The organism is Pseudomonas protegens (assembly GCF_003363755.1).
Taxonomy (GTDB): domain Bacteria; phylum Pseudomonadota; class Gammaproteobacteria; order Pseudomonadales; family Pseudomonadaceae; genus Aquipseudomonas; species Aquipseudomonas danubii.
The window spans coordinates 1,054,374-1,080,787 of sequence record NZ_CP031396.1 but is presented as its reverse complement, the minus strand read 5'-3'; the positions used below and the strand labels follow the sequence as shown (position 1 = coordinate 1,080,787).

The following is a 26,414-nucleotide window of genomic DNA, read 5'->3' as shown; positions in this document are numbered from 1 at the left end:
GGTCCTTGATGATTTTCGCCGCGGCATCATGCCATTGCGCACGCTTCATCACCATCTGCGCGCAGGCCCGGCCAGCTGCCGGGCCGCCTTTCCGGAAGCGTTACGGGTCGACCTGACCCATCAGCTCGGCCACCGATTCCGGGCGCTTGGCGTAGCGCTGGGCCAGCACCGCGCAGACCATCAGCTGGATCTGGTGGAACAGCATCAGGGGCAGAATCAGCACGCCCATGGTGCTGCCGGCGAACAGCACCTGGGCCATGGGCACGCCGGTGGCCAGGCTCTTTTTCGAACCGCAGAAGAGGATGGTGATGCGGTCTTCCTGGTCGAAGCCGAACAGCTTGCCGAGAAAGCTCGAGGCCAGCAGCACCAGGGCCAGGAGGATGCAGCAGGCCACCACCAGCCCGCCCAGTTCCCACAGCGGGATCTGGTGCCAGATGCCTTCGTTCACCGCCTCGCTGAAGGCGCCGTAGACCACCAGCAGGATCGAGCCCTGATCGACGAAGCGCAGCCAGTGCTTGTTGCGCCCGACCCAGGCGCCGATCCAGCGCCGGGCGATCTGCCCGGCGATGAATGGCAGCAGCAGTTGCACGCTGATCTTGATGATTGCATCCAGGGTCGAGCCGCCTTCGCCGTGCACGTTCAGCAGCAGGGTGACCAGGAGCGGGGTGAGGAAGATGCCGAACAGGCTCGACGCTGCGGCGCTGCAGATGGCCGCCGGGATATTGCCCCGGGCCAGGGAGGTGAAGGCGATGGCCGATTGCACCGTGGCCGGCAGCGCGCACAGGTAGAGCATGCCCAGGTACAGGTCGTTGCCCACCAGCGGCGACAGCAGCGGCTTGAGTGCCAGCCCCAGGACCGGAAACAGGATGAAGGTCAGGCTGAACACCAACAGGTGCAGGCGCCAGTGACCGGCCCCGGCGATGATCGCCTCCCGCGACAGCTTGGCGCCGTGGAGGAAGAACAGCAGGCCGATGGCGAGGTTGGTCAGCCAGCCGAAGCCGACCGCCACCTGGCCGCTGGCCGGCAGGAAGCTGGCCAGCAGGACCACGCCGATCAGGGTCAGGGTGAAGTTGTCGGGCAAAAGACGTGAGCGAGTCATAGCGGTTTCATCCGGGGGTTGCCAAGTGCAGTGGGGCGACTCTAACGTGGCTGCGGTTTACCGACTAACGCCAAGGAGCCCATTGATGCCGCCTAAAGGACATGAAAAGATCGTCCGCCGCAGTATTCCCGGGCTGCCGAGTCTGCCGCGACCGGTGTACGGGCGCACCGAATCCTTGCCCAACCGGGCCCTGACCCGGCGCCACAGTCACCCCTGGGTGCAATTGTCCTATGCGATCCAGGGCGTGCTGGAGATCCAGACCCTTGGCGGACGCTTTGTTGCCCCGCCACAGCGCGCGGTGTGGATTCCCGCCGGGGTGCCGCACCGGGTGTTCAGCTCGCCGCGCACCGAAATGCGCAGCCTGTACCTGGATTGCAGCGTCACCGCCTGGGCGGCCACCGACAGCTGCCAGGTTCTGGCGGTCAGCAGCCTGTTGCGGGAACTGATCCGCGCCTTCAGCGAATTGCCGGTGGAGTATGTCGAGGACAGCGCCGACGGCCGCCTGGCCCAGGTGCTGCTGGACCAGCTGGCTGCCGCGCCGCAACTGGACCTGATGCTGCCGCTGCCCCTGGACGCGCGCTTGCGCACGATCTACCGCAGCCTGCAGGCGCACCCGGAGCAGCCGACCACCCTGGGCCAGTGGAGCCAGAAGCTCGGGGTCACGGAGAAGACCCTCAGCCGTCTGTTTCTCAAGGACACCGGGCTGACCTTTCGCGCCTGGCGCCAACGCTTGCGCCTGCTCGGCGCCCTGACCCCCCTGGAGCAGGGCGAGCGGGTCACCGATGTGGCCCTGGCCTGCGGCTATGACTCGACCTCGGCGTTTATCGCCGCGTTTCGCCAGCAGTTCGATGCCACCCCCGGCGAGTTCTTCCGCGACCTCTGAACCCCGCGATTCCTGTAGCCGCTGCTGAGCCCGCGAAGCTGCGCAAAGGTCCGCAGGACCTTGCTTGACGACCTCCCGTCGAACCTCAATCGATCTTAAGAACCCTACGTCCCTTCGGGCCGTTCGCAGCCTGCGGCAGCGGCTACAGGGTGCGACGGTGCGACGGTGCGACGGTGCGGCAGGTGCGGCAGGTGCGACGATGCGACGGTGCGACGGTGCGACGGTGCGACGATACGACGATACGACGATACGACAGGCGCGACAGGCGCGACAGGCGCGACAGGTCAGGCCTTTGATGGGCGCAGCAGTGCGATCTGCTCCGGCGGCACCAGGGTGCGCAGGGTCTTGTACAGGGCCCGGGTTTCCAGCAGGTTCCAGATCCGCAGCAGGGTTTCCAGGGCGTCCAGCGGCTTGCTGATGAAGTCCCGCGCGCCCAGGGCCAGGGCCCGCAGGCGGGTGTCGCGGGTGGCGTCGGCGGTGAGCACCAGGATCGGCAGGTAGTCGTGGGCCGGAATCCGCCGGTTGAGCTGTTCGAGCACGGCAAAACCGTCGAACTCGGGCATGTGCAGATCGAGGATCACCAGGTCCGGCTCGAAGCTGTTGAACAGCTCCAGGGTGCGCAGCGGCTGGGTGCTGCTCAGGACGTTGTGCAGGCCTTCGCGGGCCAGCAGCTGTTCCATCAGGTCGAGGTTGGGGCGCTGATCATCGACGATGAGGATGCGCATATCGGCAGTCATAGGGGCTCCGCTAAACAGGCGTCCAGGTGGGCGAAGAACGCTGGGATGTGAATGGGCTTGGTGAGAATCGCCGTGGCGCCGGCTTCCAGCAGGCTGCGCTGGGTCAGCTCGCTGGCGTCGGCGGTGATCATCAGGATCGGCGTGCTGGCGGTGCTGCCGGAGGCCCGCAGCCGTTGCAGCACTTCCAGGCCTTGCAGGTCCGGCAGGTTGACGTCCAGCAGGATCATCTGCGGTGAGTGCTGGCGGGCCAGGTCCAGGCCCAGCTGGCCCTGCATGCTCGACAGCAACTGAATACCCGGACGGCGCTGCAGCAGGGTTTCGATCAGCGCCAGGCTTTGCAGGTTGTCTTCGATGCAGAGGATCTTGCCCCGATAGGGGCTGGGCGTGGGCAGCGTCGGCGGCTTCAGCGCCGGGGTGGCCAGGGGCGTTGCGAGCGGGGCATCGGGCAGGCGCACACAGGGCAGTTCGAGGATGAAGCGGCTGCCGCTGCCCATTGTGCTGTGCACCTCCAGGCTGCCGTCCATCATCTCCAGCAGGCTCTTGCTCAGGGCCAGGCCCAGGCCGGTGCCTTCGACCTTGGGATCGGCGTCCAGGCGTTCGAAAGGCTTGAACAGGCGTTGCAACTGGTCGGCGGCAATCCCGGCCCCGGTGTCGATCACGGCAATGCGCAGGCGCGCTTCTTCCAGGGTCACCTCGATGCTGACCCGGCCCTGGGCGCGGTTGTACTTGATGGCGTTGGACAGCAGGTTGAGCAGGACCTGGATCAGGCGTTGGCGATCGGCAATCACCCCGCTGTCGGCGGGCAGTTCCGGCAAGGCGCTGAGCTGGATGCCGGCGTCGGTGGCCATCGGCGACACCAGGGTCAGGGCCTCATGCAGCACCGCCGCCAGGGGCATGGGTTCGACGTTCAGCGGCAGGCGCCCGGCTTCGATGCGGGCGATGTCCAGCACCTCGTTGATCAGCCCCAGCAGGTGCTGGCCGGCCCGCAGGATATGCCCGACCTGGGGGCGCTGGCCGGCGCTGGAATCCATGTCGAGCAATTGCGCGAAACCGAGGATGGCATTGAGCGGCGTGCGCAGTTCGTGGCTCATGCGCGAGAGGAACTCGCTCTTGGCGCGGCTGGCGCTTTCGGCTTCTTCGCGGGCGGTGCCCAGGGCGATTTCCGCGGCGCGGCGGTCGGTGATGTCCCGGGTGATCTTGGAGAACCCCCGCAGGGCGCCACTGGCGTCGTATTGCGCGGTGATCACCACGCTGGCCCAGAAGCGGCTGCCGTCCTTGCGGCAGCGCCAGCCTTCTTCCATGTAGTGGCCGTGGGCGGTGGCTTCGCGCAGGGCCATGTCCGGGTGCTGCGGGCATTCCTCCGGCAGGTAGAACAGGGAGAAATGGCGGCCGATGATTTCCTGGTCGCGGTAGCCCTTGATCCGTTCGGCACCGAAGTTCCAGGTGGTGACCATGCCGGCGGTGTCCAGGGCGAAGATCCCGTAGTCCTTGACCCCGTCGATGATCAGCCGCAGGCGTTCCTCGTTGTCGCGCAGGGCGCGCTCGCGTTCGGCCAGCAGTTGCCCGGCTTCCACCAGGCGCGTGCCCAGCTGGCCGATTTCATCCAGCTCCGGGGCTTGCGGCAGCAGCGGCTGGCCCAGGGCCAGGCGCTGGGCGTTGCCCTGGACCTGTTGCACCCGGGTGACGATGCCCCGGGACAGCAGCAGCACCGCGACGATGGCGCCAAACAGTCCGCAACCGGCGGCCAGCAGGGTGGCGAACAGCAGGCGCATGCGGGTTGCCGCCGCGGCCGCGGTGCGTTCGGCCAGCAGCGCGTCCTCGTGGATGCGCATGGCGCTGATCTGCTCACGCAGCACGTCCAGCACCTGCTTGTTGTCGATGAGGATCGCGGTCACCGTGGCGCTGTCGTCGCGGCTGCCGTTGCGCAGGGCCACCAGGCCTTCGAGCTTGGTCTGGATCAGCGGGGTGATGGTGTGCAGGTACTCGCGCATGCGCGTGTCGCGCACGTTGCGGTCCAGGCGTTGCAGGGCCGCTTCGATCTGCGGACGGGCCTGGAGGTAGGCGGGCAGGAAGTCCTCGCTGCGGGTCAGCAGGTAGCCGCGCACGCTGGCCGCGGCCTCGGCCAGCAGGGTGTGCACGGTCTGGATATCGCCCTGCACCAGCAGCACCCGGCGCACGTCTTCTTCGGCGCGGGCGGTCTGGCGTTCGGCGCTGTAGATCAGCACCAGGGACAGCAGCAGGATCACCAGGGGCAGGGAGATCACCACCAGCGCCTTGCCCCGCAGCGGCAGGTCGGCCCAGCGCCGGGCGCTGCGCAGGTTCATGGCCACTGCCCGCTGGGCTGGGCCACCAGTCCCAGGGCGATCCCACGCACCGCCGCCTGGGTGCGGTCGGAGGCGCCGAGCTTGCCGATCACCCGCTCGACGTGGGCCTTGGCGGTGCCGGTGGTGATGCCGAGCTTTTCGCCGATCTCGCGGTTGCTGAAGCCGCCGGCCACCAGCCCCAGCACCTGGCGCTCGCGGGCGGTCAGGGCCTGGGCCTGGGGTATCTGGCCGCTGCCGCGTTCGGTCATGCGTCGCAGCAGGCGCGCACTGACCGCACTGTTGAGGGCTTCCTCGCCCTGGGCCACCCGTTGCAGGGCGCCGATCACTTCGTCGCGGCTGGCGTCCTTGAGCAGGTAGCCCACGGCGCCGGCGGTCATGGCCGCTTCCAGGTGATCGGGGCTGTCGTCCATGGTGAAGATCACCACCTTGACCTCGGGCTGGCGCTGCTGCAGAAGGCGCGCGGCCCCCAGGCCATTGAGCCGCGGCATGCGGATGTCGAGGATGGCGATGTCCGGGCGCAGTTGCTCGCACAGGGCCAGGGCTTCTTCACCGTCCCTGGCCTGGCCCACCACCTCGAACTCCGGGTTGCCCGCCAGCAGGGCGACGAAGCCGGTGCGGGTCACTTCATGGTCGTCCGCCAGGACCAGGCGTATCAGGCTACTCATGGCGCTTGCTCCAAGGGTTGCACGGGCACGCTGGCCAGCAGCCGGGTGCCGCTGCCGGGCCGGCTGTCGCAGCTGAAATGGCCGCCCAGCAGATGGGCGCGCTCATGCATGGCGACCTGACCCAACTGCTCGGCCACCGGGGCCGGCGAGCTGACGAATCCGCAACCGTCATCGTTGACCCCGAGCAGCGCCAGGCCGTCTTCCAGGGCCAGGCTCAGGTGCACCTGCGAGGCCCGGGCGTGCTTGAGGATGTTGTTGATGGCTTCCTGGGCGATGCGGAACAGGGCGATCTCCACCGCATCGGGCAGGCGCTGCGGCGCGCGCTGCCCCCAGTACACCAGCAGACCGGCGTCGCGCAGGCGGTCGGCCTCGCGGTCGATGGCCCGCAGCAGGCCGAAGTCGTCGAGCACGTGGGGGCGCAAGCCGCCGATCAGTTGCCGGCCTTCGCCGACGCAGCCCTGGGCCAGTTGCAGGATGGTCTGCAGGTCCTGGTGCAGCTCGGCGGGCAACGGCGGACAGCGCCCGGCGAAGCCCTGCAGGCGCTGGTGCAGCCCGGCCAGGGTTTGCGCCAGGCCGTCGTGCAGGTCATAGGCGACCCGCTTGCGTTCGTCTTCCTGGGCGCTGAACAGGCGTTGCACCAGCTCCGACATGCTGCGCTCCCGGGCTTGCAGGTCGCGCAGCAGACGATGGTTTTCCAGGTGCGCCGCCAGCAGGGTGGCCAGCAGTTGCAGGGATTCCAGGTCTTCGCTGTCCGGCGGGCTGATGGGCACGCTGTTGGCCAGCAGCAGGGCGCCGAAGGCGCGGCCGTCGGCGCGGTGCAACAGCACGCGCAGCACGGCGCTGTCCGGGGTCGGCGGCGGCTCCGGCCATTGCGGGTGATCGGCCAGGGCACGCAGGCCTTGCAGGCGTTCTTCATGACCCAGGGCGGCGCGGGTGTGGACCACGCCATCCTCGGCCCATTCCAGCAGCAGCCCGTGGTCCATGGCGGCGAAGGCGCAGGCCCGTTGCACCACCCGCTGGCGCATCTGCTCGGGGGGCAGTTGCAACAGTTCCTGGCCGGTGTCCACCAGCAGTCGCAGGCGCGCGGCGCGGCTCTGGGACTGTCGATACTGGCTGCGCAGGGCCAGGGCGCTGGCGGGGTCGAAGGATGGGGTGGACATGGCGTTGCTCCAGTGCGGCGGCGCTACGGTTGAACAAAAGCGGGCATTAGACCCGCTGCTGCACGTCACGCCTATCTGCCGAATGGCATAGGCCGAAAGCTCCAGTTGGCCGATGGCGCGGACGACGGCGATGGGCAAAGTGTGGCTCATTGAAACCCACTGGAGAAATCGTATGAAACTGAAAACCACTGCCCTGGCCCTGTTTTTCGCCTTCACCGCTCCACTGGCTGTGGCCGCCGAGGTCAAGCCCTATGTCTACAGCGCCGTTGCCGAGCAGCCGCAAGCGGCCCAGGACCGTGAGATCGCCGGCCTGTTCGATCGCTGGAACAGCGCCTTGCAGACCGGCAACCCGCAGTCGGTGGTGAGCCTGTATGCGCCGAACGCAGTGTTGCAGCCGACCGTGTCGAACCAGGTGCGCAGCACTCACGCCCAGATCCAGGACTACTTCGAGCACTTCCTGGCGTCCAAGCCGGTAGGTCAGATCAACTACCGTGAAATCCGTCACCTGGGCCCGGATGCCGCCCTGGACAGCGGCGTCTACACCTTCACCCTGACCGACGCGTCCGGCAAGAGCGAGAAGGTCCAGGCGCGCTACACCTTCCTGTACGAGCGCATCGATGGCCAGTGGAAGATCCTCAACCATCACTCCTCGGCCATGCCGCAAGTCCAGCCGCAGCTGGCCGCTCACTGATCCACCTTGCGTTCCCTTCACGCCGAGCCTGTGCTCGGCGTTGTCGTTTCCCGCGGCTCACTGCTCGCGGTAGCGTCCCGGGGTCATGCCGAACCAGCGCAGGCAGGCCTTGTGAAAGCTGCTCTGGTCGCGAAAGCCCAATAGCGCACCGATGTACTTGACGCTGCGCATGGAGTTGCGCAGGAAGCTGTGGGCCAGCATCAAGCGGGCTTCGTCCAGCAAGGCCGAGAAATGCACGTCTTCGTGTCCCAGGCGGCGTTGCAGGCTGCGGGTGCTGACCCCGACGATCTGGGCGATGTTCGGCAGGTCGCTCGGTGCGCCCTGGGCCAGGCGTTCGGACAACGCTCGACGGACCCGGGCGGTCATCGAACCGTTGTGCAGCAGGTTGAGGCGATTGCGCGCGTACTCCAGGTGCAGCACATCCAGGGCCGGGTCGGCGGTGGGCAGGGCAATGGCGCAATCCTGGCTGCTGAAGGACAGGCTGTTGTAGGGCGCGCAAAACTGCAGGTTGTCTCCCAGCAGCTGGCGCAGGGACCCGGTGTCCAGCGGCTCCTCGTAGGTGAAGGTGGCCGCCAGGGGCTGCACTTTGTGCTGCGGCAACAGCCAGTGCAGCAGGCCCAGGGTCTGGGCCGCGCCGGCGTCGATAAAGGCCCGGGGCATCATCGAGGGTTCGCTGGCCACGTCGAAGCCGATCAGGGTCAGCATCTGCGGTTTGCGCTCCAGGCACATGCAGAAGCCGTTGCTGATCAGCGCGTGGTAATCCACCAGGCGTTGCAGCGCGATGCCCAGGGTGGCGCAGGACATCACCGCATAGCCCAATGCCTCCAGGTTGGCCGGATGGGCCTTGCTGTAGGCCAGCAGGCCCAGGTCCGGCTTGCCGGTGCGGTGCACCGCTTCCTGTATCACCTGATAGACCAGTTCCAGCCTCACGCCCTTGGGGTTTTCATACACATCCCGCAGGCTGCTGCCCAATTGCTTGAGCAAGGTTTCGACGTGGGCGCCGCCCTCATTCATGACATCGGCAAGCACCCGAAAGCTGGCGCTGGTCATTCTATGCATAGGTCTTCCTGGACTGATGGCTTAGTGATATCGGAGAGGCCGTTGGCATGATTGCAATAAACACGGGGCCACAGACGATTCGGCAGTGCCGCGCGTTTCCGAGGACAAGCGAAAGGTATCCAGGAACACTTCCTCAAGGCCTGTGCCGGGGTCGATCATGTTCGGCCAGGGCCCTTGGAAAGGGTGACGGCCAGCGCGTCGCATCCGGTTCGCCGCGAGGGTGCCGTTGTCTTGCCCGGGGAGTTGTCATGCAAAGCGTCAGAGACTTTTATCGTGAACTGGCCCAGGGCCGCCTGATGCTGGCGTTCCAGCCGGTGGTGTGGCTGCCCGACAGCAGCCGGGTGCTGTACCACGAAAGCTTGCTGCGCCACATCGATGCTCAGGGCGGCGAAGTCTATCCTCTGGCGCTGCTGGAAAAACACCAACTGATGCGCGAGCTCGATCAAAGCGTGGTGCGCTGCGTGATCGATGCGCTGCAGCGTGATGAACGCCTGCGCCTGGGGTGCAATATTTCCGCCCAGAGCGCGATCATCGACGGCTTCTGGTTGCCGATTCTGCAGGTGCTGCGCGACTCACCCTCAGTGGCCGCGCGCCTGGTGATCGAGATCACCGAAAGCGCCACGCCGCCGAGCATCGAGGCGGCCAGCGAGTTCGTCCTGTGCCTGCGGGAGCTGGGCTGCCGGGTGGCCATCGACGATTTCGGCGCGGGCCTGGGCACCCTGGAATTCATCCGCCAGACCCGGCCGGACATCGTCAAGATCGACAAGGGCTACATCCAGCGCGCCCGCGGTGAACTCAACAGCGCCCAGACCCTCAGCCACCTGGTGCAGCTGTGCAAGACCCTGGCGCCGTGCGTGATCATCGAAGGGGTGGAGACGGACAGCGACCAGAACCTGGCCACCGCCTGTGGTGGCGAGTGGGGGCAGGGCTATCTGTTCGGTCGCCCGCAGGTGGATCGGCTGGGGCGGCGCTGCTGCCTGGAGCAGCAGATGGCGCCGCGGTGTGCGCTGGATCAGGCCTAGCCCGGTGGCGCCATGACACGGCGCGAGCCCGCCTGACGGGGTTCAATCAACCTGCGGGGTGATGGGCGGGGTGTGGGCCGTCGGGTCTTGCACCTCGGCACTGATGGGCAATGCCGGCAGCTCTTCCGTGGGAATCTCCTTCATGTCCACGTGCCTGTTGCGCTGGGGCCGTTCCGGCTGGAACGCGTCGTAGGGCAGCAGCACGGTGTCGAGCGCCGCATCCAGGGGCAGGCTGGCCACCAGCAGGATCGGGCACACCACCGTCACCCAGCAGCCGCCGGTGATCATGCGTGCGTAGCCCATGTCATAGCCGGTGAGTACTTGGGCGTTGGTCTTGACGCTGCGGTAGTAGCGGTCGTCGCGAAAGTCCAGGGCATTGCCGCGAGTCATGTAGGTGCCGCAGCCGGACAGCAGTAGGGTGTTGAGCAACAACAGGTAATGGAGGATTCGGATGATCGGGCTTCCACGCAGGGGCGAAACAGGGTCGGGCGCGAATCAGTGATTCATCGCGTCATAGGGCAGCAGCGCGGTGTCGGCCACGGCATCCACCGGCAGGCTGACGATGGCCACCACCGGGCAGACGATGCTGACCCAGCAGAAGACCGTGGCGTAGCCGTCGTAGCCACTGGAGCCACGCATGGTCAGCAGCTCGATATTGGCCTGGGTGCCTTTGTAGTAGTCGTAGCCGCTATGGGCGTTGGGCGTGCGGGCGATCAGGGTGCCGCAGCCCGTCAGGGATATTGCGGATAACAGAAGTACAGCGTTGAGGGCTTTGATGATGCCATTCCTTAGCGAGCAGATTTTTGCCGTGCGCATCGTCGCAGAAGCCTGGGGCGCACGCTAGATAGGCTCGAATAAATAGTCGGCACCCGATCAGAGCGCTGATGGAATCAACAGCAACAGATCGGTATCGCCGATGTCCACGCCGGCTTGGGTCAGCAGGGTGCTGGCCTGGCCCCGGTGATGGGTCTGATGATTGAAAAAATGCACCAGCAGGGCATACACATTGCGCTCGGCGACCACGCCCCGGGTGTTGGCGTAATGCAGGCTGCTGTCCAGGTCGGTTTCGCTCAGGGACTGGCTGAAGTTGAGGATCAACTGGTCCAGCCATTGGCGTTGCTGCCAGAGCCCGTCGAGGTTTGGGAACAGCAGGGTCTTGAGGTCCTGGGGCAGGGCCACCTGCTGCAGCGGGGCCAGCGCCGGATGCTGCGTCGGGTGTTGGGCAAAGCGCTTGAGCCAGATGGTGTCACCGGCCAGCAGGTGATTGAGGGTGCCGAGGATCGAGCCGAAAAACGCCTGGCGGTCGAGGACGATCTGCCCCTCGGGCAGGCTCATGGCGGCGTTGTACAGCTTGGCGTTCATCCATTGGTTGTAGCGGGCCATCAGGCCCAGGTGCTCGGTGCGGTTCATGGCCGTTCCTGGTGGTGTGGGGCGCTCGATCAGGCGGTCGTCAGCTTCGCAAGGTGGATGGCCGGCGCGCAAGGGTGGCTTGAAAATCTCCGCGCGATGGGCGTTTTCCCGGTCGGCGAGGCATTAAAAAAACCGCCCCTTTGGCCCCGATAACATCGTTTCTCGGGGCTTGGGCTTTTCTCTATATTGGCCACCAGATCCAGCGCGGCAACAGGCCGCGCGCCCTCTATGGTGAGCCGTTGCAATGAATAAAAAACCTGAACGCACAGGGCTGGAAAATCCCGGGACCGCCACTCGCGTGGTCTGGGGCGGAGAGCAAGTCCGCCACCCTTACAACGCCACGCAAACCCCGATTGTCGCCAGCGCCGCCTACGGCTACGACGACATCGACCAGTGGTACGACGTGGCCCTGGGCAAGGCCCCGGGCTTCATCTACAGCCGCATGAGCAACCCCACGGTGGAAACCCTGGAAGCCAAATTGTGCGACCTGGAAAACGCCGAGTCGGCGGTGGCCTTCAGCAGCGGCATGGCGGCCATCAGCGGCGTGCTCTACAGCTTCCTGCGCCACGGCCAGCGGGTGGTGTCGACCAAGGACAGCTACGGCGGCACCAACAAGATTTTCGAAGAGTTCCTGCCGCGCATGGGCGTGGCCGTGACCCTCTGCGAAACCTTCGACCAGCAGCAGATCGAAGCCGAGATCGCCCAGGGTTGCGACCTGCTGTACCTGGAGACCCCGACCAACCCGACCCTGAAGATCGTCGACATCCAGCGTCTGGTCACCGCGGCGAAACAGGTCGGCGCCCTGGTGGTGGCGGACAACACCTTCGCCACGCCGCTGAACCAGAACCCCCTGGCCCTGGGCGTGGATGTGGTGATCCACAGCGCCACCAAGTTCCTCAGTGGCCACGGCGATGTGCTCGGTGGCGTGGCCTGCGGCAGCGAGGCGCTGATGAGTCAGGTGCGCCATTACCGGGAAATCAACGGCGCCAGCCTCGATCCGTTCTCGGCCTACCTGATCATCCGCGGGATCAAGACCCTGGCCCTGCGCATGCGTCAGCAACAGCACAGCGCGGCGCAACTGGCGCAGTTCCTGCTCAACGAGCCGCTGGTGGAAGCGGTGAATTATCCGGGGTTGCCCAGCCACCCGAATCACGCCGTGGCCTGTGCGCAGATGCGCGGTTTCGGCGCCATCGTCAGTTTTGTCCTGGTGGGCGGCATGGACAGCGTCAAGCTGCTGTTACCGCGCCTGCGCTATGCCCACTGCGCCGGCAACCTGGGGGCGGTGGAAACCATCTACGGCCCGGCGCGCACCACCAGCCATGTGGAGAACACCCTGGAAGAGCGCCAGGCCCTGGGCATTTCCGAAGGCCTGGTGCGGATCTCGGTGGGCATCGAAGACACCGATGATCTGCTGGCGGATCTGCAACAGGCCTTTGCCTGGCTGCGCCAATCGCTCAAGCACAACCCGGCGCCCGGCGCCGTCCCTTCCCTGAATGCCCGGGTCGAGGTGGCCCACTGAAAGAGCGTGCAATACCCCCACAGCAAGGCAGCCCGTGGGGGCTTCATGAAGAGGAATAACAATAAAAACCTGGCGGCATCCGATTTGTTTTCTGCCCATTTCCACAGTCGCAGAAATTGAGACTTGCCCTGACAACTTTCATGAGAACCATCATGTCCCTACAAGAACAACAGACCGACTTGCGCGGCGGCTTCAAGCAAGAAATGCAGACCCGGCACATCGTCATGCTCGCCCTTGGCGGGGTGATCGGCACCGGGCTGTTCCTCACCTCCGGCTACACGGTGAACCAGGCCGGCCCGCTGGGTGCGGTGATCGCCTACATCATCGGCGCGCTGATGGTGTACATGGTGATGATGTGCCTCGGCGAGCTGGCGGTGCAGATGCCCGAGACCGGCTCCTTCAGCACCTACGCCACGCGCTTTCTCGGCCCTGGCACCGGCTACACCGTGGCCTGGCTGTACTGGCTGACCTGGACCGTGGCCATTGGCTCGGAATTCACCGCCGCCGGTATCCTCATGACCCGCTGGTTTCCCGACACCCCGGTGTGGATCTGGAGCGCGCTGTTCGCCCTGGTGGTGTTTTTGTCCAACGTGGTCTCGGTGCGGCTGTTCGCCGAGACCGAGTTCTGGCTGTCGCTGGTCAAGGTGATCACCGTGCTGGTGTTCCTGGTGGTGGGTGGCGGGGCAATCCTGGGCCTGTTGAACATCGATCAGGCCCACAGCATCGGCTTGAGCAACTTCACCCGCGAGGGGTTGTTCCCCACCGGCTTCATGCCGATTGCCATGACCCTGCTGGCGGTGTCCTTCGCCTTCTCCGGCACTGAGCTGATCGGCATTGCTGCCGGGGAAACCCGCGACCCGCAACGCAATGTGCCACGGGCGATCCGCACCACGGTGCTGCGCCTGGCGATCTTCTTCGTCGGCACCATCTTCGTCCTCGCCACCCTGTTGCCCCGGGAGCAGGCCGGTTTGGTGGAAAGTCCGTTCGTCACGGTGTTCACCTACATCGGCATTCCGTACTCGGCCGACATCATGAACTTCGTGATCATCAGCGCGCTGCTGTCCGCCGCCAACTCCGGGTTGTACGCCGCCTCGCGGATGCTCTGGACCCTGAGCGACCAGGGCCATCTGCCCAAGCAGTTCTCGGCCCTGACCCGCATGGGCACGCCGCTCAACGCGATCATCGTGAGCATGGCCGGCGGTGCGGCCTCGCTGCTCAGTAGTGTGTTCGCGCCGGACACCATCTACCTGGCCCTGGTGTCGATTTCCGGGCTGGCGGTGGTGGTGGTGTGGATGAGCATCGCCGCCAGCCAGATCGCCTTCCGCCGTCACTACGTGGCCAATGGCGGTGATGTGCGCGAGCTCAAGTTCCGTGTCCGCGGCTACCCCTGGGTGCCGCTGGGGGCCTTGTTCTGCTGCGCCCTGGCCTGTGTCGGCATCGGCTTCGACCCCGAGCAGCGAGTGGCCCTGTACTTCGGTGTGCCCTTCATCGCCTGGTGCTACTTCGTGTATTACATTACCCGCAGTAGCCGCCAGCGGCGCCTGGCCCTGGCACCTCTGGCACGCTCGTCCGATGCCCTTCAGGGCTGAAGAACGGGAGCGGTCTCCAGGGTGTCCATGAGAGTCAGGCCATGAAGCAGAAAAGCTTGCCCCCGCTGAACTGGCTGCGCGCCTTCGAAGTGTCCGCCCGCTGCCTGAACTTCACCCACGCCGCCGAGGAACTGTTCCTCACCCAGGGTGCGGTGAGCCAGCAGATCCGCCAACTGGAAAGCCACCTCGGGGTGGCGCTGTTCAAGCGCCTGCCCCGGGGCCTGGACCTGACCGAGGAGGGGCGCTCCTACCTGCCGGTGGTGCAGGACGCCATTACCCGGCTGGCGGTGGGCACCAACGAGATCTTCGGCCAGCACCAGCACCGGCCGATCAAGGTGCGCGGCAGCCTGGCGTTCTTCGTCCACTGGCTGGCGCCCAAGCTGGTGACCTTCCAGCAGGCCCAGCCCCAAGTGGACCTTCGCTACATCAGCAATATCTGGGTCAAGGAACTGGACGGCGAGGACGACATGGAGATCCGCTGGGGCCGCGGTCATTGGCCGGGGCTGGTGGCCCAGCGCCTGACCTGGGACAGCCTGTTCCCGGTCTGCGCCCCGGCCTTGCTGGCGCGCTTGCCACTGCAGGTGCCGGACGATCTGGCCCGGCATCAACTGCTGCATGTACTGGGCTATGAGGAGGGCTGGGGCTACTGGCTCAAGCGTGCCGGCGCCAGAGGCGTGGACTCGTCCCGGGGCATGCAGTTCGACACCCTGATCTCGACCCTGCGCATGGCCGAACTGGGCCAGGGCGTGGCCCTGGCCCGTTCCTCGATGGTCGCTGAAATGCTGGCCGACGGGCGCCTGGTGGAGCCTTTCGAGCAGCGTATCGAGGCCAGCGAATCCTTTTATCTGGTGCGCGGCGCCGATGCCGAGCAACACCCCGATGCGCTGAAGTTCTCCACCTGGCTGGTGGAGCAGGCCCATCGCTATAAATGACTGGCCGGAGCCAAGCATGCGCTATGTGAGTACCCGCAGTGCCGCTGAACAGGTGGATTTTGCATCCGTGGTTTTGTCCGGCGTGGCCGCCGATGGCGGGCTGTATGTGCCGCAGCGGCTGCCGTGTTTCAGCCCCCAGGAAATCGCCAACTGGTCGACCCTGGATTACCCCGAACTGGCCTTTCGCGTGCTCAGCCCCTTTGTCGGCGACAGCCTGCCCGAGGCCGACTTCAAGGCGTTGCTGCACCGTGCCTACAGCGGTTTTGGCCATCGTGCGGTGGCGCCTTTGCGGCAGATTGATCGCAACGAATGGCTGCTGGAGCTGTTTCACGGTCCCAGCGGTTCGGCCAAGGACTTTGCCGCACGCCTGCAGGCCCAACTGGTGAGCTACTTTCTCCAGCGCCGGCAGCGTCGCGGGGTGCTGGTGGGCGCCAGCAACGGCGACACCGGGCTGGCGGCGATCGACGCCTTCAAGGACTGCCCGCAGACCCAGGTGCTGGTGTTCTACCCGCAGCACGGTGTGCCCGAGCAGCAGGGGCGGCAGTTGCAGGCGGCGCATCACCCGGGGTTGTGGCGCTTTGCGGTGCAGGGCAGTTTCGACGACTGCCAGACCCTGGTCAGCCGCCTGCTGCGCCAGTGGCCTTTGCCCGAGCACGAGGCGATCGGCTTCAACTCCAGCAACTGGGTGGGGGTCATGGCCCAGCTGGTGCTGTATTTCCATGCCGTGCTGCAACTGGGCGGCGGCCAGCGGCCCATCGGCTTCAGCGTGCCGGCGGCGAGTTTTGCCGAAGTCTATGCCGGCTACATCGTGCAGAAGATGGGCCTGCCGATCACCCAGATGATTGTCGCCACCAATAGCAATGACGCGCTGCATCAGCTGTTCCTGAAGAACCGCTACTCCCGCGGGCAGGCCCGCCAGAGCCTGTCGCCGGCCATGGACCTGTCGCTGTTCGCCAACCTGGAGCGCCTGGTCTGGGAGCTGTATGGCCAGGACCCGCAGGCGGTGGCGGCGCTGATGCGGGGGTTCGAGGACAGCGGCGAGATGAGCCTGAACAACGAGGCCTGGCTGCAGGCGCGGATGATCATCGACTCCTATTCGGTCAGCGACGAAGAGACCGGCAAGGAGATCGTCAGCCTGTACCGGGACACCGGCTACGTCATCGATCCCCACGCCGCCACCGGGGTGCTGGCGGCGCGCCTGTACCGCCGCAGTCTGGTGGCACCGATGGTCACCTTGGGGGAAATCGCACCGGCCAAGTCGGCGCGGCTGCTGGGCTCGCTGGGCATTCCCGGGGTGGTCCCGCCACCGGTGGCAGCGCCCTCGACGCAGCAGTGGCAGACCCTGGCGGCGGATGATTTTGCCGCATTGCTGCATTGCCTGAAGGCACTGTGATGGACCGGTTCAAGGGGGCTGTATGAAGCGGATTCTGGATCCTCTGGACGAGCGCATCCTGGCCGAGCTGAGCGTCAATGCCCGAGCGGCCCATGCCGAGCTGGCGGCCAAGGTCAACCTGTCGCGCAATGCCGTGCGCCAGCGCATCGAACGCCTGGAGCGCGACGGCGCGATCCAGGGCTACACCATTCGCGTGGGCGAAGGGCGCGGGGCGGATACCCGGATCAACGCGCTGATCTTCGTCTACCGCTACGACCGCATGCGGGGCGCCGAGGTATTGCAGGCCCTGCGCTCGATGCCGGAGATCGTCCAGTGCGAAGTGCTCAGTGGCGAGTTCGACGTGCTGGTGCGGGTCAGCGCCGCCACCGCGGAGCGGGTGCACCGGGTGTGGAATGACATCGCCGCCTTGCCCGGGGTGGAAAACACTGTGACTTCCTTTGTCTTGTCCTCCGTGGCCTGAGCGCAGAGCCGGATCTTCTGGCCTCCTGTAGCCGCTGGCGCAGCCTGCGAAAAGGCCCGAGGGGGCTTCAGCGTGGGTGGGGTCGCTGCGTGCCCAAGGCCCGTTCGCAGCCTTCGGCAGCGGCTACACGATCTATAGCCCCAGCAATCCCTGTAGCCGCTGCCGAGCCTTTGGCGAGGCTGCGAAAAGGGCCGAAGGACCTTCCTGCGCCGTCAATCAGCATATTGCGATGAATGGAACCCTGTGTGTTGTCCTGATGGACCGCACCGCCAGGTTTGGCGTCTCCTGCGGAGCCGATCGCAGCCTTCGGCAGCTGTCACGGGTGCTGGGCAAAATGCTCAGCAAATACAGCAAAACGGCATATTTCACTGCCCGGGCCAGCCCCCTAACCTTGTGTCCATCAGCTTCTTCAACCCGGATGGAACACAACAAAAATGACTGAATACAACATCGCCCTGGTGGGCTTCGGCGGGGTCAATCGGGCCCTGGCGCAACTGATTGCCGAGCGCAATCAGGCATGGAAAAAACAGCTGGGTTTCAGTTTGAAAATCGTCGGCATCAGCGATCTGTTCCTCGGTTCCATCGTGGCTCCCCAGGGGCTGGATGCCGGTCTGCTGAGCAAGCTGCCGGCAACCAAAGGCGCGTTGGCGCAACTGCCGGGCGGTCAGGTGGAGGCGCTCAACGAACAGGTGATCAAGGACTCCGGCGCCGACATCATCGCCGAGGCCACCTTCACCAATCCGGTGGACGGCGAGCCGGCCAGCACCTTCTGTCGCTGGGCCCTGGAGCAGGGCAAGCACGTGGTGACCACCAACAAGGGGCCGATCGCCCTGCACGGCGCCGAGCTCAAGGCCCTGGCCCAGCGCAATCAGGCGGCGTTCGAGTACGAAGGCGCGGTGATGAGCGGCACCCCGGTGATCCGCATGGCCAAGCAGTCCCTGGCCGGCAGCGAGCTGCTGGGTTTCGAGGGCATTCTCAATGGCACCTCGAATTTTGTGCTGACCCGCATGGACGCCGGCCTGGGCTTTGCCGAGGCGGTGGCCGAGGCTCAGGCACTGGGGTATGCCGAGGCTGATCCGACGGCGGATGTCGAAGGTTTTGACGTGCGCTTGAAGGTGGTGATCCTGGCCAACGAACTGCTCGGTGCACAGTTGACCGTCAGCGACGTCAGCTGCCGCGGCATCTCCGGCCTGACGGCGGCGGACCTGGAGCAGGCCCGGGCCGAGGGCGCGCGCTGGAAGCTGATCGGTTCGGCCCGGCGCCTGGCCGATGGCTCGCTGCAGGCCAGCGTCGAGCCGCGGCTGTTGCCCCTGGCTCATCCGCTGGCGGGTATTGGCGGGGCGATCAACGCGGTGTCGTTCAACACCGAACTGCTGGGCGCGGTGACGGTGTCCGGGCCGGGCGCCGGGCGCATCGAGACGGCCTTTGCCTTGCTCTCGGACATCATCCACATCCACCAGTCGCGCACCAGCCGCTAGGAGCCTGTCCATGAATCTGTCACGTCTGGCGCCGGTCGCCGATTCGATTGACGTCTGCAGCCCCTTCGATGGTCGCCTGATTGGGACCGTGCCACGCCTTGACGCCTGTGCCGTGCCCTACCTGTTGCAGCAGGCGCGCCAGGGCGTGAACGACTGCGCCGCGTTGCCGCGCCATCAGCGGGCACGGATTCTGGAGCGGGCGGCCTTGAACATCGAGCGCGACGCCGAGCACTTTGCCCGGCTGATCGTCGATGAAGCGGGCAAGACCCTGAAACAGGCGCAGAAGGAGGTCAAGCGCTGCGTCAACACCCTCAAGCTCTCGGCCGAAGAGGCCAAGCGCAATGCCGGCGAGGTGCTGCCCTTCGATGCTTACGAAGGTTCGGAGAACCGCCAGGGCTGGTTCTCTCGCGAGCCTCTGGGGTTGATCCTGGCGATCACCCCCTACAACGATCCGCTGAACCTGGTGGCGCACAAGCTGGGCCCGGCCATTGCCGGGGGCAACGGGGTGATCCTCAAACCGTCGGAGCTGGCGCCGCTGTCGGCCATCAAGCTGGTGGACTACTTGCGCGATGCCGGGCTGCCGACTTCGGTGGTGACCCTGGCCACCGGCGGCGCGGAATTGGGCAAGGCCCTGGTGGCGGCCCGCGAGGTGCGGATGATTTCCTTCACCGGCGGCTTTGTCACCGGCGAGCAAATCGCCCGCAGCGCCGGCCTGAAGAAGCTGGCCATGGACCTGGGGGGCAACGCGCCGGTGATCGTCATGGCCGACTGCGACCTGGCGGCGACGGTGGAAAGCTGTGTGTCCGGGGCGTTCTGGGCGGCGGGGCAGAACTGCATCGGCACCCAGCGCCTGCTGGTCCAGGCCTCGATCTACGAGGCGTTTCGCGAGGCCTTTGTGCGCCTGGCCCGGGAGCAGGTCAGTGGCGATCCATCGGCCGACAGCACGGATATCGGGCCGATGATCAGCCTGCAGGCAGCGCAGAACGCGCAGAAGGTCGTGGATGAAGCACTGCAGCAGGGCGCGCGGTTGCTCTGCGGGCATCAGCGCCGGGGTTCGTGCTACGCCGCCACGGTGCTGGAGAATGTCGACCATGGCAGCCGCCTGTGGCAGGACGAGGTCTTTGCGCCAGTGGTGGTGTTGCAGGCGTTCGACGATCTGGATCAGGCCATCGCCCTGGCCAACCAGCCCGAATACAGCCTGCATGCGGGGATCTTCACCAACGATCTGCGCACCGCCATGGACGCCGCGCGGCGGATCGAGGCGGGCGGGGTGATGATCAACGATTCGTCCGATTACCGTTTCGATGCCATGCCGTTTGGCGGCTTCAAGTACGGCAGCCTGGGCCGCGAAGGGGTGCGTTTCGCCTATGAGGAAATGACCCAGCCCAAGGTGGTGTGCCTCAACAGCCTGAGCTGAGGCCGATTGCAGCAACACGACAGGTCGTCGGGCACCGGGCAGGTTTGGTCACCTGCCCGGTGTTTTTTTGTCTGCGCGGCAGCGGATCGAATCGACCCAGGGAGCGGTGGTGGTAGAGTCCGCCCACCCAGGATGAAGGATGCGGGAAGCGCGAATGATCAAGCTGTTGTGGCAACAAGGGCGCGGGCTGTGGCTGGCGCTGTTTCTCGGGCTGCTGCTGCCGGCGCCGGGCTACGCCGAGCCGGTGCCACCGGGGTTGGCGAGGATTGAGCTGGACCGGCGGATCATCGATCTGAGCGGCACGCTGGACGCGGCGCAGCAGCAGCGCATGAGCGAGAAACTCGCGGCCCTGGAACAGCGCCGCGGTGCGCAGATCGCGGTGATGCTAGTGCCCAGCCTCGGCCAGCAAAGCATCGAGGCCCTGAGCAACCAGCTGTTTCGCGCCTGGAAGCTGGGGCGCAAGGGGGTCGATGACGGCCTCCTGCTGCTGGTGGCGAAGAACGATCGCCAGGTGCGCATCGAGGTGGGTTATGGCCTGGAGCCGGTGGTCACCGACCTGCTGGCCGGACAGATCATCGCCCGGGACCTGGCCCCGGCCTTTCGCCGGGGGGATTTCGCCGCAGGCATCGAACAGGCCCTGGATGACCTGATTGTGCTGGTGGACGGTGGCGAACTGGCGGAACCGGCGCCCTTGCAGGTGCCCTTGCAGATCCCCCTCGAAGTCTATGCCTTGCTGCTGGCCTTCATCATCGGGGCGGTGGCGGGAGTGATGCTGGCCGCGGGCTGGAAGTGGCGCCGGGTCCTGGCCGCTCTGGTGCTGCTGGTGGCGTTGCTGGTGGGCGCGGTCGGCGGTCGCGAGTGGCTGGTGCAATTGTTCCTGGTGCCGCTGTGCATGCTGGTGGGTGGCGCGACGTTCGCCGGGCTGTGGCAGGCGCGCCGGGTGTTCTACGGGGTGCTGGGGCTGCTGCTGTACATCGCCGTGCTGACCCTGCTCAGTCAGTTCCTGGGCCGTTCGACCTTCCTCTACGGGCTGGCCTGGCCGGCCGGCGTGCTGCTGGTGCTGGGAGGGCATTGGCTGCTCTATCGCATGATGCGCAACCGCTGGCGCAAGAGCCCCAAGGGCTTTGCGTGGCGACTGGGGGCGCTGCTGGTGCTGATCCTGCTGATGGCCTGGGGTGTCGACGCCTGGAGTACGGCCCGGCAGTGGCTGACGCTGTTGCCGTTCGCCTACTTCCTCGGTTTCATGCTGTTTGCCAGTACCGGCGGTTTTCACTGGACCAGCGGCGGTGCCAGTAGTGGCGGCGGTAGTGCTGGCAGTTCGAGCTCGGGAGGCGGGTTCTCCGGAGGCGGCGGTTCCAGTGGCGGCGGTGGAGCGTCGGGCAGTTGGTGATGCGCCTGTTGGCCTTTCCCATGGCGGACGGACCGGCCCAGGCGCTGCCGTGTCCGTCCGAGTTTGTGGATCAGACGACTTCGTCGATCAACGAGGTTTTTGGCGCCGTGACCGGTGGCTGAGGCTGTTCCTTGGCCTTGTCTCTGAGTTTTTCCAGCGCCTCTTTCTGTTCCGCCGTCAGGGGCGGTGGGGTCAGCACCTTGCCCGAGTCAGGCAGCTTGATGCCGGGCTGAGAGCCGCCGGCGGTCAGGGGGGGAAGGGGACGGTTGTTTATTTCCATGTCACTGCATCCTTGAGTGGGGTGAATAAAAGATAACGACCGCTTTGCGCTGATCTTTAGAGCCAATGCTCTAGGCCGCCAGATGAACCTTCTTTCGAAGGGGGGCTTGATTTGGTGTTGATAACTATTCTTGTTTGCAAATAAGATATGTTATTACGTTTTGAAATCACCCCAAGGAGTCTCTCCCATGAAAGTCCTGTCCTCCCTCAAAGAAGCCAAGAACCGTCACCGCGACTGCCAGATCGTCAAGCGTCGCGGGCGGATCTACGTGATCTGCAAATCCAATCCTCGCTTCAAGGCGCGCCAGGGCGGGGCGAAAAACCGCAACAAGGGCTGATCCGCCGCTTGCTCCTGTCCAGGACAGGGCGCCCGATACGTGGCAAGCACCGTCGGGCGCGTTGGCGGCTTATCTGCCGAGGCGGGCGATCAGGGGCTCGAGCGTCGGACGTTTGCTCTGCCACTCCGCCTTGGTGATGCCCAGCAGGACCACGTCCATGCGTTGGCCATCCTTGAGGATGTTCTGGCGCCGCAGCCCCTCCTGTTGGAAGCCGAATTTCAGGTGCATGTTGATCACCGCAGGGTTGCTGGCCAGTACCTCGCAGTTGAGTTTTTCAAGACCGGCTTCGGTGAAGGCGTAGTCCAGCATCCAGAACTCGATCAGGCTGCCCAGGCCCTTGCCTTGCTGCTTGGCGTCCAGGTAGAACGCCCAGTCGGCGGTCTTCTGTCGGGCATTGATGGCATTCAGCGAAACGATGCCCAGGGCCTGGCCTTCGTCCATGACGACAAACACCGCCTGGGCCGGATTGCCCCGCAGCGACTCCAGCCAGCGCTGGTGTTCCTGCTCGCTGATTTCGTGGGAGGTGTACATGTACTGGCGCACCTCTTTCTGGTTGCGCAGCGTGCGTACATGGGCCTGAGTGGCGGGATCGGCATCGACTAGCGGGATGAACTGCATCCTGATGTCCTTCTCGGATGGGTAAGCGGTGGTGGCGCATGATGGCATATCCACGGCCGTTGCATGGATTTGTCTCGCGGGACAAGAACCGGTAGAAAGAGCCCTCGCATTCAGAAAACAGATACCTGCATGAGCAACATCGAGAAACCCAATAGCCGCCTGTTCGACCTCGACTTGCTGCGGGCCATTGTCACGGTGGCCGATTGCGGCAGTTTCACCACGGCGGCCAGTCGCCTGCATTCGACTCAGTCCACCGTCAGCCAGAAGATCCGCCGCCTGGAGGAGATGGCCGGGCACCGCCTGCTGGAGCGTGGCAATCGCGATGTCCTGCCCACCGATGCCGGCGCCACGCTGCTGGGGTATGCCCGGCGCCTGCTGGCGCTGAACGACGAGATGCTTGAGGCGCTGTCCGGCGCCACGGTGGCGCTGACGGTGCGGATCGGCGTACCGGATGACTTTGCCGCGGGGCGCACCACCGAGCAGTTGGCCGCCTTCAATCGCCGCTATCCCCAGGTCAAGCTGGAAGTCACCAGCGGCATGAGTCGCGACCTGAGCGCCAGCTATGACCGCGGCGAACTGGACCTGGTGGTGCTCAAGCAACTGCGCAACAGCCGCGAGGCCCTGGGCTGCTGGCCGGAGAAGACCCGCTGGGTGGACAGCGCGAAAAACCCCTGCATCGACCTCGACCCGCTGCCCATCGTCACCTTCCCGCCGCGTGGGGTGTACCGCGATGAAATGATCAATGCCCTGGAGTCCATCGGCCGGCGCTGGCACATCAGTTTCACCAGCTCCAGTCTCAGCGGCCTGCAGTCAGCGATTGCCGATGGCATGGGCATCGGCCTGCTGCCGCTGCGCGCGGTGACGGCAGGGCATCAGGTCCTGGCCCGCAGCAGCGGGTTGCCGTCGGTGGATGTGTTCGAGGTGGCGTTGCTGCACCGTCCGGCGGCGGATCCCATGGTCAAGGAGCTGGCCCGGGTATTGTCACGGGTGCTGGCCCAGGACACCCGTGGCTGAGTCTGTTTACTATTTGATAAATGAATATACCGGATTCCGGTATTTAATTTGTGCATGAAGGCGGCGCTGGATATCGTGATGGCCAGCAGCGATCCGCAGCATTGCCTGGCGCGTCGCTCCGCAGATTTGTTCACCCCGGCGGCGTTGCTGCACGGGGTAGCAAAACAACAATGAGGAGAGTCTCGATGTCCAAAACCACTTATTACGCACCCCACGGCGGGCACCCGGCGCAGACCGAAATGCTCACCGACCGTGCCATGTTCACCGAAGCCTATGCCGTGATCCCCAAGGGCGTGATGCGTGACATCGTCACCAGTCACCTGCCGCACTGGGACAATATGCGCATGTGGGTGATTGCCCGTCCGCTGTCGGGTTTTGCCGAAACCTTTTCCCAGTACATCGTTGAAGTGGGCGCCAATGGCGGCAGCGACAAGCCCGAGCAGGACCCCAACGCCGAAGCGGTGCTGTTCGTCGTCGAAGGCGAAGTCAACCTGACCCTGCAGGGCCAGGAGCACGTCCTCAAGCCCGGCGGTTATGCCTTCATCCCGCCGGCGGCCGACTGGAAGCTGCGCAACACCAGCGGCACCGAGGCGCGTTTCCACTGGATCCGCAAGCACTACCAGAAAGTCGACGGCGTGCCGTACCCGGACGCGTTCGTCACCAACGAGCAGGACATCGAGCCGCGGGTGATGCCGGACACCGACGGTCGCTGGAGCACCACCCGGTTTGTCGACATGAGCGACATGCGCCACGACATGCACGTCAACATCGTCAACTTCGAGCCGGGCGGCGTGATTCCCTTCGCCGAGACTCATGTCATGGAGCACGGCCTGTATGTTCTGGAAGGCAAGGCGGTGTATCGCCTGAACCAGGACTGGGTCGAAGTCGAGGCCGGCGACTTCATGTGGCTGCGCGCCTTCTGCCCGCAGGCCTGCTACTCCGGCGGCCCGGGTCGCTTCCGCTACCTGCTGTACAAGGATGTGAACCGCCAGATGCGCCTGACCCTGAACGCGCCGCATTGATACTAAGGTGGGGCAGGGGCGCTCAAGGCCTCTGCAGCGGCGAGGGATGAAAACCGGCGAATATTCGCCGGTTTTTTTTGCTTCGCAGCAAGGCAGGCACCGGATGGTCGCGCCAGGTTGTTTCGCGTCGAGGTTCACTTAGCGATTGATGATTAGCACGACCTGTCGAACTGAGGGCCGAAAGTGGGCTCGGACAAGTAAAGGGCTATTCAGGGGAGTTGCAACTTATCAACGTTGAGCCAAGGCCGCCGACGGCAGCCTTGGCTGCTGTTAGTGCCTTAGGCGACCGGGTGAATGGTCTCACCGTGGTCTTTCACGGTGCTGCTATCAACTTCGATCTTGCTCGTGGCCTGGACATAGTAAGGCGCCTGGGTGCCGTTCCTTTTCAGGGACAGCACAAAGCCACGGTCGTCCGATCTGTCCCAGCTTTCCTGCTTGCCGCTGTCGATTCCAAAGAAGGTGGTGTCGCCGTCGCTGCCCCATTTGTTGACCGAGACTTCAATCTTTTTCGATGATTTGTTGGTAACGGTAATACCCATCTCTATATTCCTTTTAGATTGAGGTTTAGTTGATCTGGCTATTGACTGCTATCCAATGCTTACAGTCGTTATGTTGTTCCATACAACCTAACTAGAACTGCCAGTCAATGCAGGTGAAGCGCCTTGAAGTCTAGATACTATTTTGCTATCAGCAAGGCTGCACTCCTGGAGCTTCCTCAATGAATCGCCAATGCCCATCTCGCCTTGTCACAACGCCTTCAGCTGTGCCGGGCAACGACGATTTTGCTCCTCACCCACCTATTTGGCAGCAAGATCCGGACTTGCCGATCATGGGCAGCGCTGCATCGGCCATCATGGGGTTCTGCTTCTTGGTGCTTTGGTCCTTGCCGGTCTTGGTGCTGACGATATTGCTCCTTCTGGGGGCCGAAGCGATGCTAGGTGAACCGCGCAGCGATGGGTCGAGTTTCACAACGGCGCTTCTCATCCAGTTCCTGCTGGGCTTTACCGTGCTCATGGGACTGGTCTTCGCGTGGATTTTCTCTGTGCCCAGAGTGCTGGCCTTCACGTTCGACGAAAACCAGCAACTGCTGACCCTTACCGTCAGCCGGCGCGGCCGTAAGCCCACCGAAGTACGGGTGCCATATAGCGACATCATTGGCATCTACCCTTACGTGTTCGCCAGTTATGACCGCGATGGCCATTTCAGCGTTTTGTGTCAGGGCCAAGAGGCAAGCAGTCGCTGTACCGATTGGCCGAGGGTACTTCTCTGGAAGAAATGGAGTTTCATTCGGCGTGGTTGCGAGGAGCGTTAGGCGAACGGATGCATAACCTGGCGGATCTGGACAAATGAACGAAGCGCGCCCATCCCGCCACTTCTTCGGGCGTTTATCCGCTCGAGGCATTGGGGGAGGTGGTACATGATCCTTGAATTCATGGCGCGTGGTTGATTGGGGTGAGGGTGTTATGGGGGACCTGATAGGGGAGGCGTTGTTTCATGCGACCTGACTGGAACGGCCGGCCAATGAGGGTGAAGCGCATTGGCGTCCAGACAGTTTCTTGCTGTCGGCAAGGCAGTGGGCGGCAACCTGGCTGAGGTGTCGTCAGTTCAACTATGTGCAACTTGAGCCTTGAAGGAAAAGAGGACGCCACTTGTCGAACAGCCTGTGCGCGGCGTCTCTTGGTTGTTCAATGCACGCTACGGGCGGCCTTCCAGAGGTCTTGCGCACCCAGGTCGGCCTGCCAGGCTTCGAAGCAGGATCGCCATTGTTCAAAAGCCGGGCCCAGGGGATGACGGGGGGCGCCGCTGAGTGAATAGGCCATACCCTCTCAGCCCTGATGCCTGGCGTTGCCCGTCGGTGGTTGACCTTGCCAAGACCATCCGTGAAGTGTCGATGCGGTCGAGCATGGTCACCGGC

At 64.8% G+C, this 26,414-nt stretch carries 28 protein-coding genes; 15 read left to right on the top strand and 13 right to left on the bottom strand.

All coding sequences use genetic code 11. The features are described from left to right. Positions 1-100: 100 nt before the first annotated feature. Entirely contained in the window at positions 101-1,099 is a 999-nt protein-coding gene (locus tag DWF74_RS04525; protein ID WP_115580457.1) for a bile acid:sodium symporter family protein, read from the bottom strand. A gap of 85 nt (positions 1,100-1,184) precedes the next feature. Between DWF74_RS04525 and DWF74_RS04520 the strand changes: the two genes are divergently transcribed. Then, the gene (locus tag DWF74_RS04520; protein WP_060844070.1) at positions 1,185-1,982 is read left to right on the top strand and encodes an AraC family transcriptional regulator; all 798 of its coding nucleotides are present in this window, start codon (positions 1,185-1,187) and stop codon (positions 1,980-1,982) included. 284 nt (positions 1,983-2,266) lie between these two features. Here the strand turns inward: DWF74_RS04520 and DWF74_RS04515 are convergent, their stop codons facing one another. Genes DWF74_RS04515 through DWF74_RS04500 form a run of 4 tightly spaced genes read right to left on the bottom strand, consistent with a single transcriptional unit; the run spans position 2,267 to position 6,868 of the window. Then, positions 2,267-2,719: a response regulator gene (locus tag DWF74_RS04515; RefSeq protein ID WP_060840076.1), complete on the bottom strand. Its 453-nt coding sequence runs from the start codon at positions 2,717-2,719 to the stop codon at positions 2,267-2,269. Beyond that, a complete protein-coding gene (locus DWF74_RS04510; RefSeq protein ID WP_060840075.1) occupies positions 2,716-5,043 on the bottom strand; it encodes an ATP-binding protein in 2,328 nt (775 codons plus the stop codon). Before DWF74_RS04510 ends, DWF74_RS04515 begins: the two co-directional genes overlap by 4 nt. After that, entirely contained in the window at positions 5,040-5,708 is a 669-nt protein-coding gene (locus DWF74_RS04505) for a response regulator (protein ID WP_060844069.1), read from the bottom strand. Before DWF74_RS04505 ends, DWF74_RS04510 begins: the two co-directional genes overlap by 4 nt. Then, a complete protein-coding gene (locus DWF74_RS04500) occupies positions 5,705-6,868 on the bottom strand; it encodes a sensor histidine kinase (protein WP_115580456.1) in 1,164 nt (387 codons plus the stop codon). Before DWF74_RS04500 ends, DWF74_RS04505 begins: the two co-directional genes overlap by 4 nt. Positions 6,869-7,040: 172 nt before the next feature. Between DWF74_RS04500 and DWF74_RS04495 the strand changes: the two genes are divergently transcribed. Continuing rightward, positions 7,041-7,559, top strand: a complete 519-nt coding sequence (locus DWF74_RS04495) for an SgcJ/EcaC family oxidoreductase (RefSeq protein ID WP_102864778.1) — start codon at positions 7,041-7,043, stop codon at positions 7,557-7,559. A 57-nt stretch (positions 7,560-7,616) separates the two neighbouring features. Here the strand turns inward: DWF74_RS04495 and DWF74_RS04490 are convergent, their stop codons facing one another. Then, positions 7,617-8,618 (bottom strand): AraC family transcriptional regulator, encoded by a 1,002-nt coding sequence (locus tag DWF74_RS04490; protein ID WP_115580455.1) that lies wholly within the window; start codon positions 8,616-8,618, stop codon positions 7,617-7,619. Positions 8,619-8,866: 248 nt separating this feature from the next. On the opposite strand from DWF74_RS04490, the gene DWF74_RS04485 reads away from it, so the two are divergent. Further along, the gene (locus tag DWF74_RS04485; protein ID WP_115580454.1) at positions 8,867-9,640 is read left to right on the top strand and encodes an EAL domain-containing protein; all 774 of its coding nucleotides are present in this window, start codon (positions 8,867-8,869) and stop codon (positions 9,638-9,640) included. A 42-nt stretch (positions 9,641-9,682) separates the two neighbouring features. Here the strand turns inward: DWF74_RS04485 and DWF74_RS04480 are convergent, their stop codons facing one another. From DWF74_RS04480 to DWF74_RS04470, 3 genes are all read right to left on the bottom strand, one after another. After that, positions 9,683-10,072, bottom strand: coding sequence for a YceK/YidQ family lipoprotein (locus DWF74_RS04480; protein WP_240322030.1), 390 nt, complete (start codon positions 10,070-10,072; stop codon positions 9,683-9,685). A 63-nt stretch (positions 10,073-10,135) separates the two neighbouring features. After that, a complete protein-coding gene (locus DWF74_RS04475; RefSeq protein ID WP_102864782.1) occupies positions 10,136-10,456 on the bottom strand; it encodes a YceK/YidQ family lipoprotein in 321 nt (106 codons plus the stop codon). Positions 10,457-10,513: 57 nt separating this feature from the next. Next, a complete protein-coding gene (locus tag DWF74_RS04470) occupies positions 10,514-11,050 on the bottom strand; it encodes a DinB family protein (protein ID WP_115580452.1) in 537 nt (178 codons plus the stop codon). Positions 11,051-11,294: 244 nt separating this feature from the next. On the opposite strand from DWF74_RS04470, the gene DWF74_RS04465 reads away from it, so the two are divergent. The 8 genes from DWF74_RS04465 (at position 11,295) to DWF74_RS04430 (ending at position 21,228) form a co-directional block, all read left to right on the top strand. Beyond that, complete coding sequence (locus DWF74_RS04465; RefSeq protein ID WP_115580451.1) at positions 11,295-12,569, top strand: cystathionine gamma-synthase family protein; 1,275 nt, start codon at positions 11,295-11,297, stop codon at positions 12,567-12,569. A 152-nt stretch (positions 12,570-12,721) separates the two neighbouring features. Continuing rightward, complete coding sequence (locus DWF74_RS04460; RefSeq protein WP_102864785.1) at positions 12,722-14,158, top strand: amino acid permease; 1,437 nt, start codon at positions 12,722-12,724, stop codon at positions 14,156-14,158. 41 nt (positions 14,159-14,199) lie between these two features. Further along, complete coding sequence (locus tag DWF74_RS04455) at positions 14,200-15,090, top strand: LysR substrate-binding domain-containing protein (protein ID WP_115580450.1); 891 nt, start codon at positions 14,200-14,202, stop codon at positions 15,088-15,090. Between the two features lie 16 nt (positions 15,091-15,106). Further along, the gene (gene thrC / locus DWF74_RS04450) at positions 15,107-16,483 is read left to right on the top strand and encodes a threonine synthase (RefSeq protein ID WP_115580449.1); all 1,377 of its coding nucleotides are present in this window, start codon (positions 15,107-15,109) and stop codon (positions 16,481-16,483) included. Positions 16,484-16,505: 22 nt separating this feature from the next. Then, complete coding sequence (locus DWF74_RS04445) at positions 16,506-16,943, top strand: Lrp/AsnC family transcriptional regulator (protein WP_115580448.1); 438 nt, start codon at positions 16,506-16,508, stop codon at positions 16,941-16,943. A 434-nt stretch (positions 16,944-17,377) separates the two neighbouring features. Beyond that, a complete protein-coding gene (locus DWF74_RS04440) occupies positions 17,378-18,421 on the top strand; it encodes a homoserine dehydrogenase (protein ID WP_108545707.1) in 1,044 nt (347 codons plus the stop codon). A 10-nt stretch (positions 18,422-18,431) separates the two neighbouring features. Continuing rightward, the gene (locus DWF74_RS04435) at positions 18,432-19,838 is read left to right on the top strand and encodes an aldehyde dehydrogenase family protein (protein ID WP_115580447.1); all 1,407 of its coding nucleotides are present in this window, start codon (positions 18,432-18,434) and stop codon (positions 19,836-19,838) included. A gap of 154 nt (positions 19,839-19,992) precedes the next feature. After that, positions 19,993-21,228 (top strand): TPM domain-containing protein, encoded by a 1,236-nt coding sequence (locus tag DWF74_RS04430; RefSeq protein WP_115580446.1) that lies wholly within the window; start codon positions 19,993-19,995, stop codon positions 21,226-21,228. A gap of 70 nt (positions 21,229-21,298) precedes the next feature. Here the strand turns inward: DWF74_RS04430 and DWF74_RS04425 are convergent, their stop codons facing one another. Next, on the bottom strand, positions 21,299-21,508 hold the full coding sequence (locus tag DWF74_RS04425) for a hypothetical protein (protein WP_102881721.1): 210 nt from the start codon (positions 21,506-21,508) through the stop codon (positions 21,299-21,301). 187 nt (positions 21,509-21,695) lie between these two features. Here DWF74_RS04425 and ykgO point away from each other — a divergent pair, with 187 nt between their 5' ends. Further along, complete coding sequence (gene ykgO / locus DWF74_RS04420) at positions 21,696-21,845, top strand: type B 50S ribosomal protein L36 (RefSeq protein WP_011062095.1); 150 nt, start codon at positions 21,696-21,698, stop codon at positions 21,843-21,845. Positions 21,846-21,914: 69 nt separating this feature from the next. On the opposite strand, the gene pseH is transcribed toward ykgO, so the two are convergent. Then, positions 21,915-22,463, bottom strand: coding sequence for a UDP-4-amino-4,6-dideoxy-N-acetyl-beta-L-altrosamine N-acetyltransferase (gene pseH / locus DWF74_RS04415; RefSeq protein WP_115580445.1), 549 nt, complete (start codon positions 22,461-22,463; stop codon positions 21,915-21,917). 129 nt (positions 22,464-22,592) lie between these two features. Between pseH and DWF74_RS04410 the strand changes: the two genes are divergently transcribed. Then, the gene (locus DWF74_RS04410; protein ID WP_102864792.1) at positions 22,593-23,477 is read left to right on the top strand and encodes a LysR family transcriptional regulator; all 885 of its coding nucleotides are present in this window, start codon (positions 22,593-22,595) and stop codon (positions 23,475-23,477) included. Positions 23,478-23,662: 185 nt separating this feature from the next. Beyond that, positions 23,663-24,499: a bifunctional allantoicase/(S)-ureidoglycine aminohydrolase gene (locus tag DWF74_RS04405; protein WP_115580444.1), complete on the top strand. Its 837-nt coding sequence runs from the start codon at positions 23,663-23,665 to the stop codon at positions 24,497-24,499. A 278-nt stretch (positions 24,500-24,777) separates the two neighbouring features. On the opposite strand, the gene DWF74_RS04400 is transcribed toward DWF74_RS04405, so the two are convergent. Continuing rightward, a complete protein-coding gene (locus tag DWF74_RS04400; RefSeq protein ID WP_102864793.1) occupies positions 24,778-25,038 on the bottom strand; it encodes a hypothetical protein in 261 nt (86 codons plus the stop codon). A gap of 179 nt (positions 25,039-25,217) precedes the next feature. Between DWF74_RS04400 and DWF74_RS04395 the strand changes: the two genes are divergently transcribed. Beyond that, entirely contained in the window at positions 25,218-25,811 is a 594-nt protein-coding gene (locus DWF74_RS04395; protein WP_346330278.1) for a hypothetical protein, read from the top strand. Between the two features lie 373 nt (positions 25,812-26,184). On the opposite strand, the gene DWF74_RS30770 is transcribed toward DWF74_RS04395, so the two are convergent. After that, positions 26,185-26,319 carry a hypothetical protein gene (locus DWF74_RS30770; protein WP_275896152.1) on the bottom strand — a complete coding sequence of 45 codons (135 nt, stop codon included), beginning with the start codon at positions 26,317-26,319 and terminating at the stop codon, positions 26,185-26,187. Between the last annotated feature and the right edge of the window lie 95 nt (positions 26,320-26,414).

Coding starts and splice junctions, on each gene's coding strand:
- DWF74_RS04525 (WP_115580457.1), bottom strand. CDS start 1,099: ATGACTCGCTCACGTCTTTTGCCCGACAACTTCACCCTGACCCTGATC.
- DWF74_RS04520 (WP_060844070.1), top strand. CDS start 1,185: ATGCCGCCTAAAGGACATGAAAAGATCGTCCGCCGCAGTATTCCCGGG.
- DWF74_RS04515 (WP_060840076.1), bottom strand. CDS start 2,719: ATGACTGCCGATATGCGCATCCTCATCGTCGATGATCAGCGCCCCAAC.
- DWF74_RS04510 (WP_060840075.1), bottom strand. CDS start 5,043: ATGAACCTGCGCAGCGCCCGGCGCTGGGCCGACCTGCCGCTGCGGGGC.
- DWF74_RS04505 (WP_060844069.1), bottom strand. CDS start 5,708: ATGAGTAGCCTGATACGCCTGGTCCTGGCGGACGACCATGAAGTGACC.
- DWF74_RS04500 (WP_115580456.1), bottom strand. CDS start 6,868: ATGTCCACCCCATCCTTCGACCCCGCCAGCGCCCTGGCCCTGCGCAGC.
- DWF74_RS04495 (WP_102864778.1), top strand. CDS start 7,041: ATGAAACTGAAAACCACTGCCCTGGCCCTGTTTTTCGCCTTCACCGCT.
- DWF74_RS04490 (WP_115580455.1), bottom strand. CDS start 8,618: ATGCATAGAATGACCAGCGCCAGCTTTCGGGTGCTTGCCGATGTCATG.
- DWF74_RS04485 (WP_115580454.1), top strand. CDS start 8,867: ATGCAAAGCGTCAGAGACTTTTATCGTGAACTGGCCCAGGGCCGCCTG.
- DWF74_RS04475 (WP_102864782.1), bottom strand. CDS start 10,456: ATGCGCACGGCAAAAATCTGCTCGCTAAGGAATGGCATCATCAAAGCC.
- DWF74_RS04470 (WP_115580452.1), bottom strand. CDS start 11,050: ATGAACCGCACCGAGCACCTGGGCCTGATGGCCCGCTACAACCAATGG.
- DWF74_RS04465 (WP_115580451.1), top strand. CDS start 11,295: ATGAATAAAAAACCTGAACGCACAGGGCTGGAAAATCCCGGGACCGCC.
- DWF74_RS04460 (WP_102864785.1), top strand. CDS start 12,722: ATGTCCCTACAAGAACAACAGACCGACTTGCGCGGCGGCTTCAAGCAA.
- DWF74_RS04455 (WP_115580450.1), top strand. CDS start 14,200: ATGAAGCAGAAAAGCTTGCCCCCGCTGAACTGGCTGCGCGCCTTCGAA.
- thrC (WP_115580449.1), top strand. CDS start 15,107: ATGCGCTATGTGAGTACCCGCAGTGCCGCTGAACAGGTGGATTTTGCA.
- DWF74_RS04445 (WP_115580448.1), top strand. CDS start 16,506: ATGAAGCGGATTCTGGATCCTCTGGACGAGCGCATCCTGGCCGAGCTG.
- DWF74_RS04440 (WP_108545707.1), top strand. CDS start 17,378: ATGACTGAATACAACATCGCCCTGGTGGGCTTCGGCGGGGTCAATCGG.
- DWF74_RS04435 (WP_115580447.1), top strand. CDS start 18,432: ATGAATCTGTCACGTCTGGCGCCGGTCGCCGATTCGATTGACGTCTGC.
- DWF74_RS04430 (WP_115580446.1), top strand. CDS start 19,993: ATGATCAAGCTGTTGTGGCAACAAGGGCGCGGGCTGTGGCTGGCGCTG.
- DWF74_RS04425 (WP_102881721.1), bottom strand. CDS start 21,508: ATGGAAATAAACAACCGTCCCCTTCCCCCCCTGACCGCCGGCGGCTCT.
- ykgO (WP_011062095.1), top strand. CDS start 21,696: ATGAAAGTCCTGTCCTCCCTCAAAGAAGCCAAGAACCGTCACCGCGAC.
- pseH (WP_115580445.1), bottom strand. CDS start 22,463: ATGCAGTTCATCCCGCTAGTCGATGCCGATCCCGCCACTCAGGCCCAT.
- DWF74_RS04410 (WP_102864792.1), top strand. CDS start 22,593: ATGAGCAACATCGAGAAACCCAATAGCCGCCTGTTCGACCTCGACTTG.
- DWF74_RS04405 (WP_115580444.1), top strand. CDS start 23,663: ATGTCCAAAACCACTTATTACGCACCCCACGGCGGGCACCCGGCGCAG.
- DWF74_RS04400 (WP_102864793.1), bottom strand. CDS start 25,038: ATGGGTATTACCGTTACCAACAAATCATCGAAAAAGATTGAAGTCTCG.
- DWF74_RS04395 (WP_346330278.1), top strand. CDS start 25,218: ATGAATCGCCAATGCCCATCTCGCCTTGTCACAACGCCTTCAGCTGTG.
- DWF74_RS30770 (WP_275896152.1), bottom strand. CDS start 26,319: ATGGCCTATTCACTCAGCGGCGCCCCCCGTCATCCCCTGGGCCCGGCT.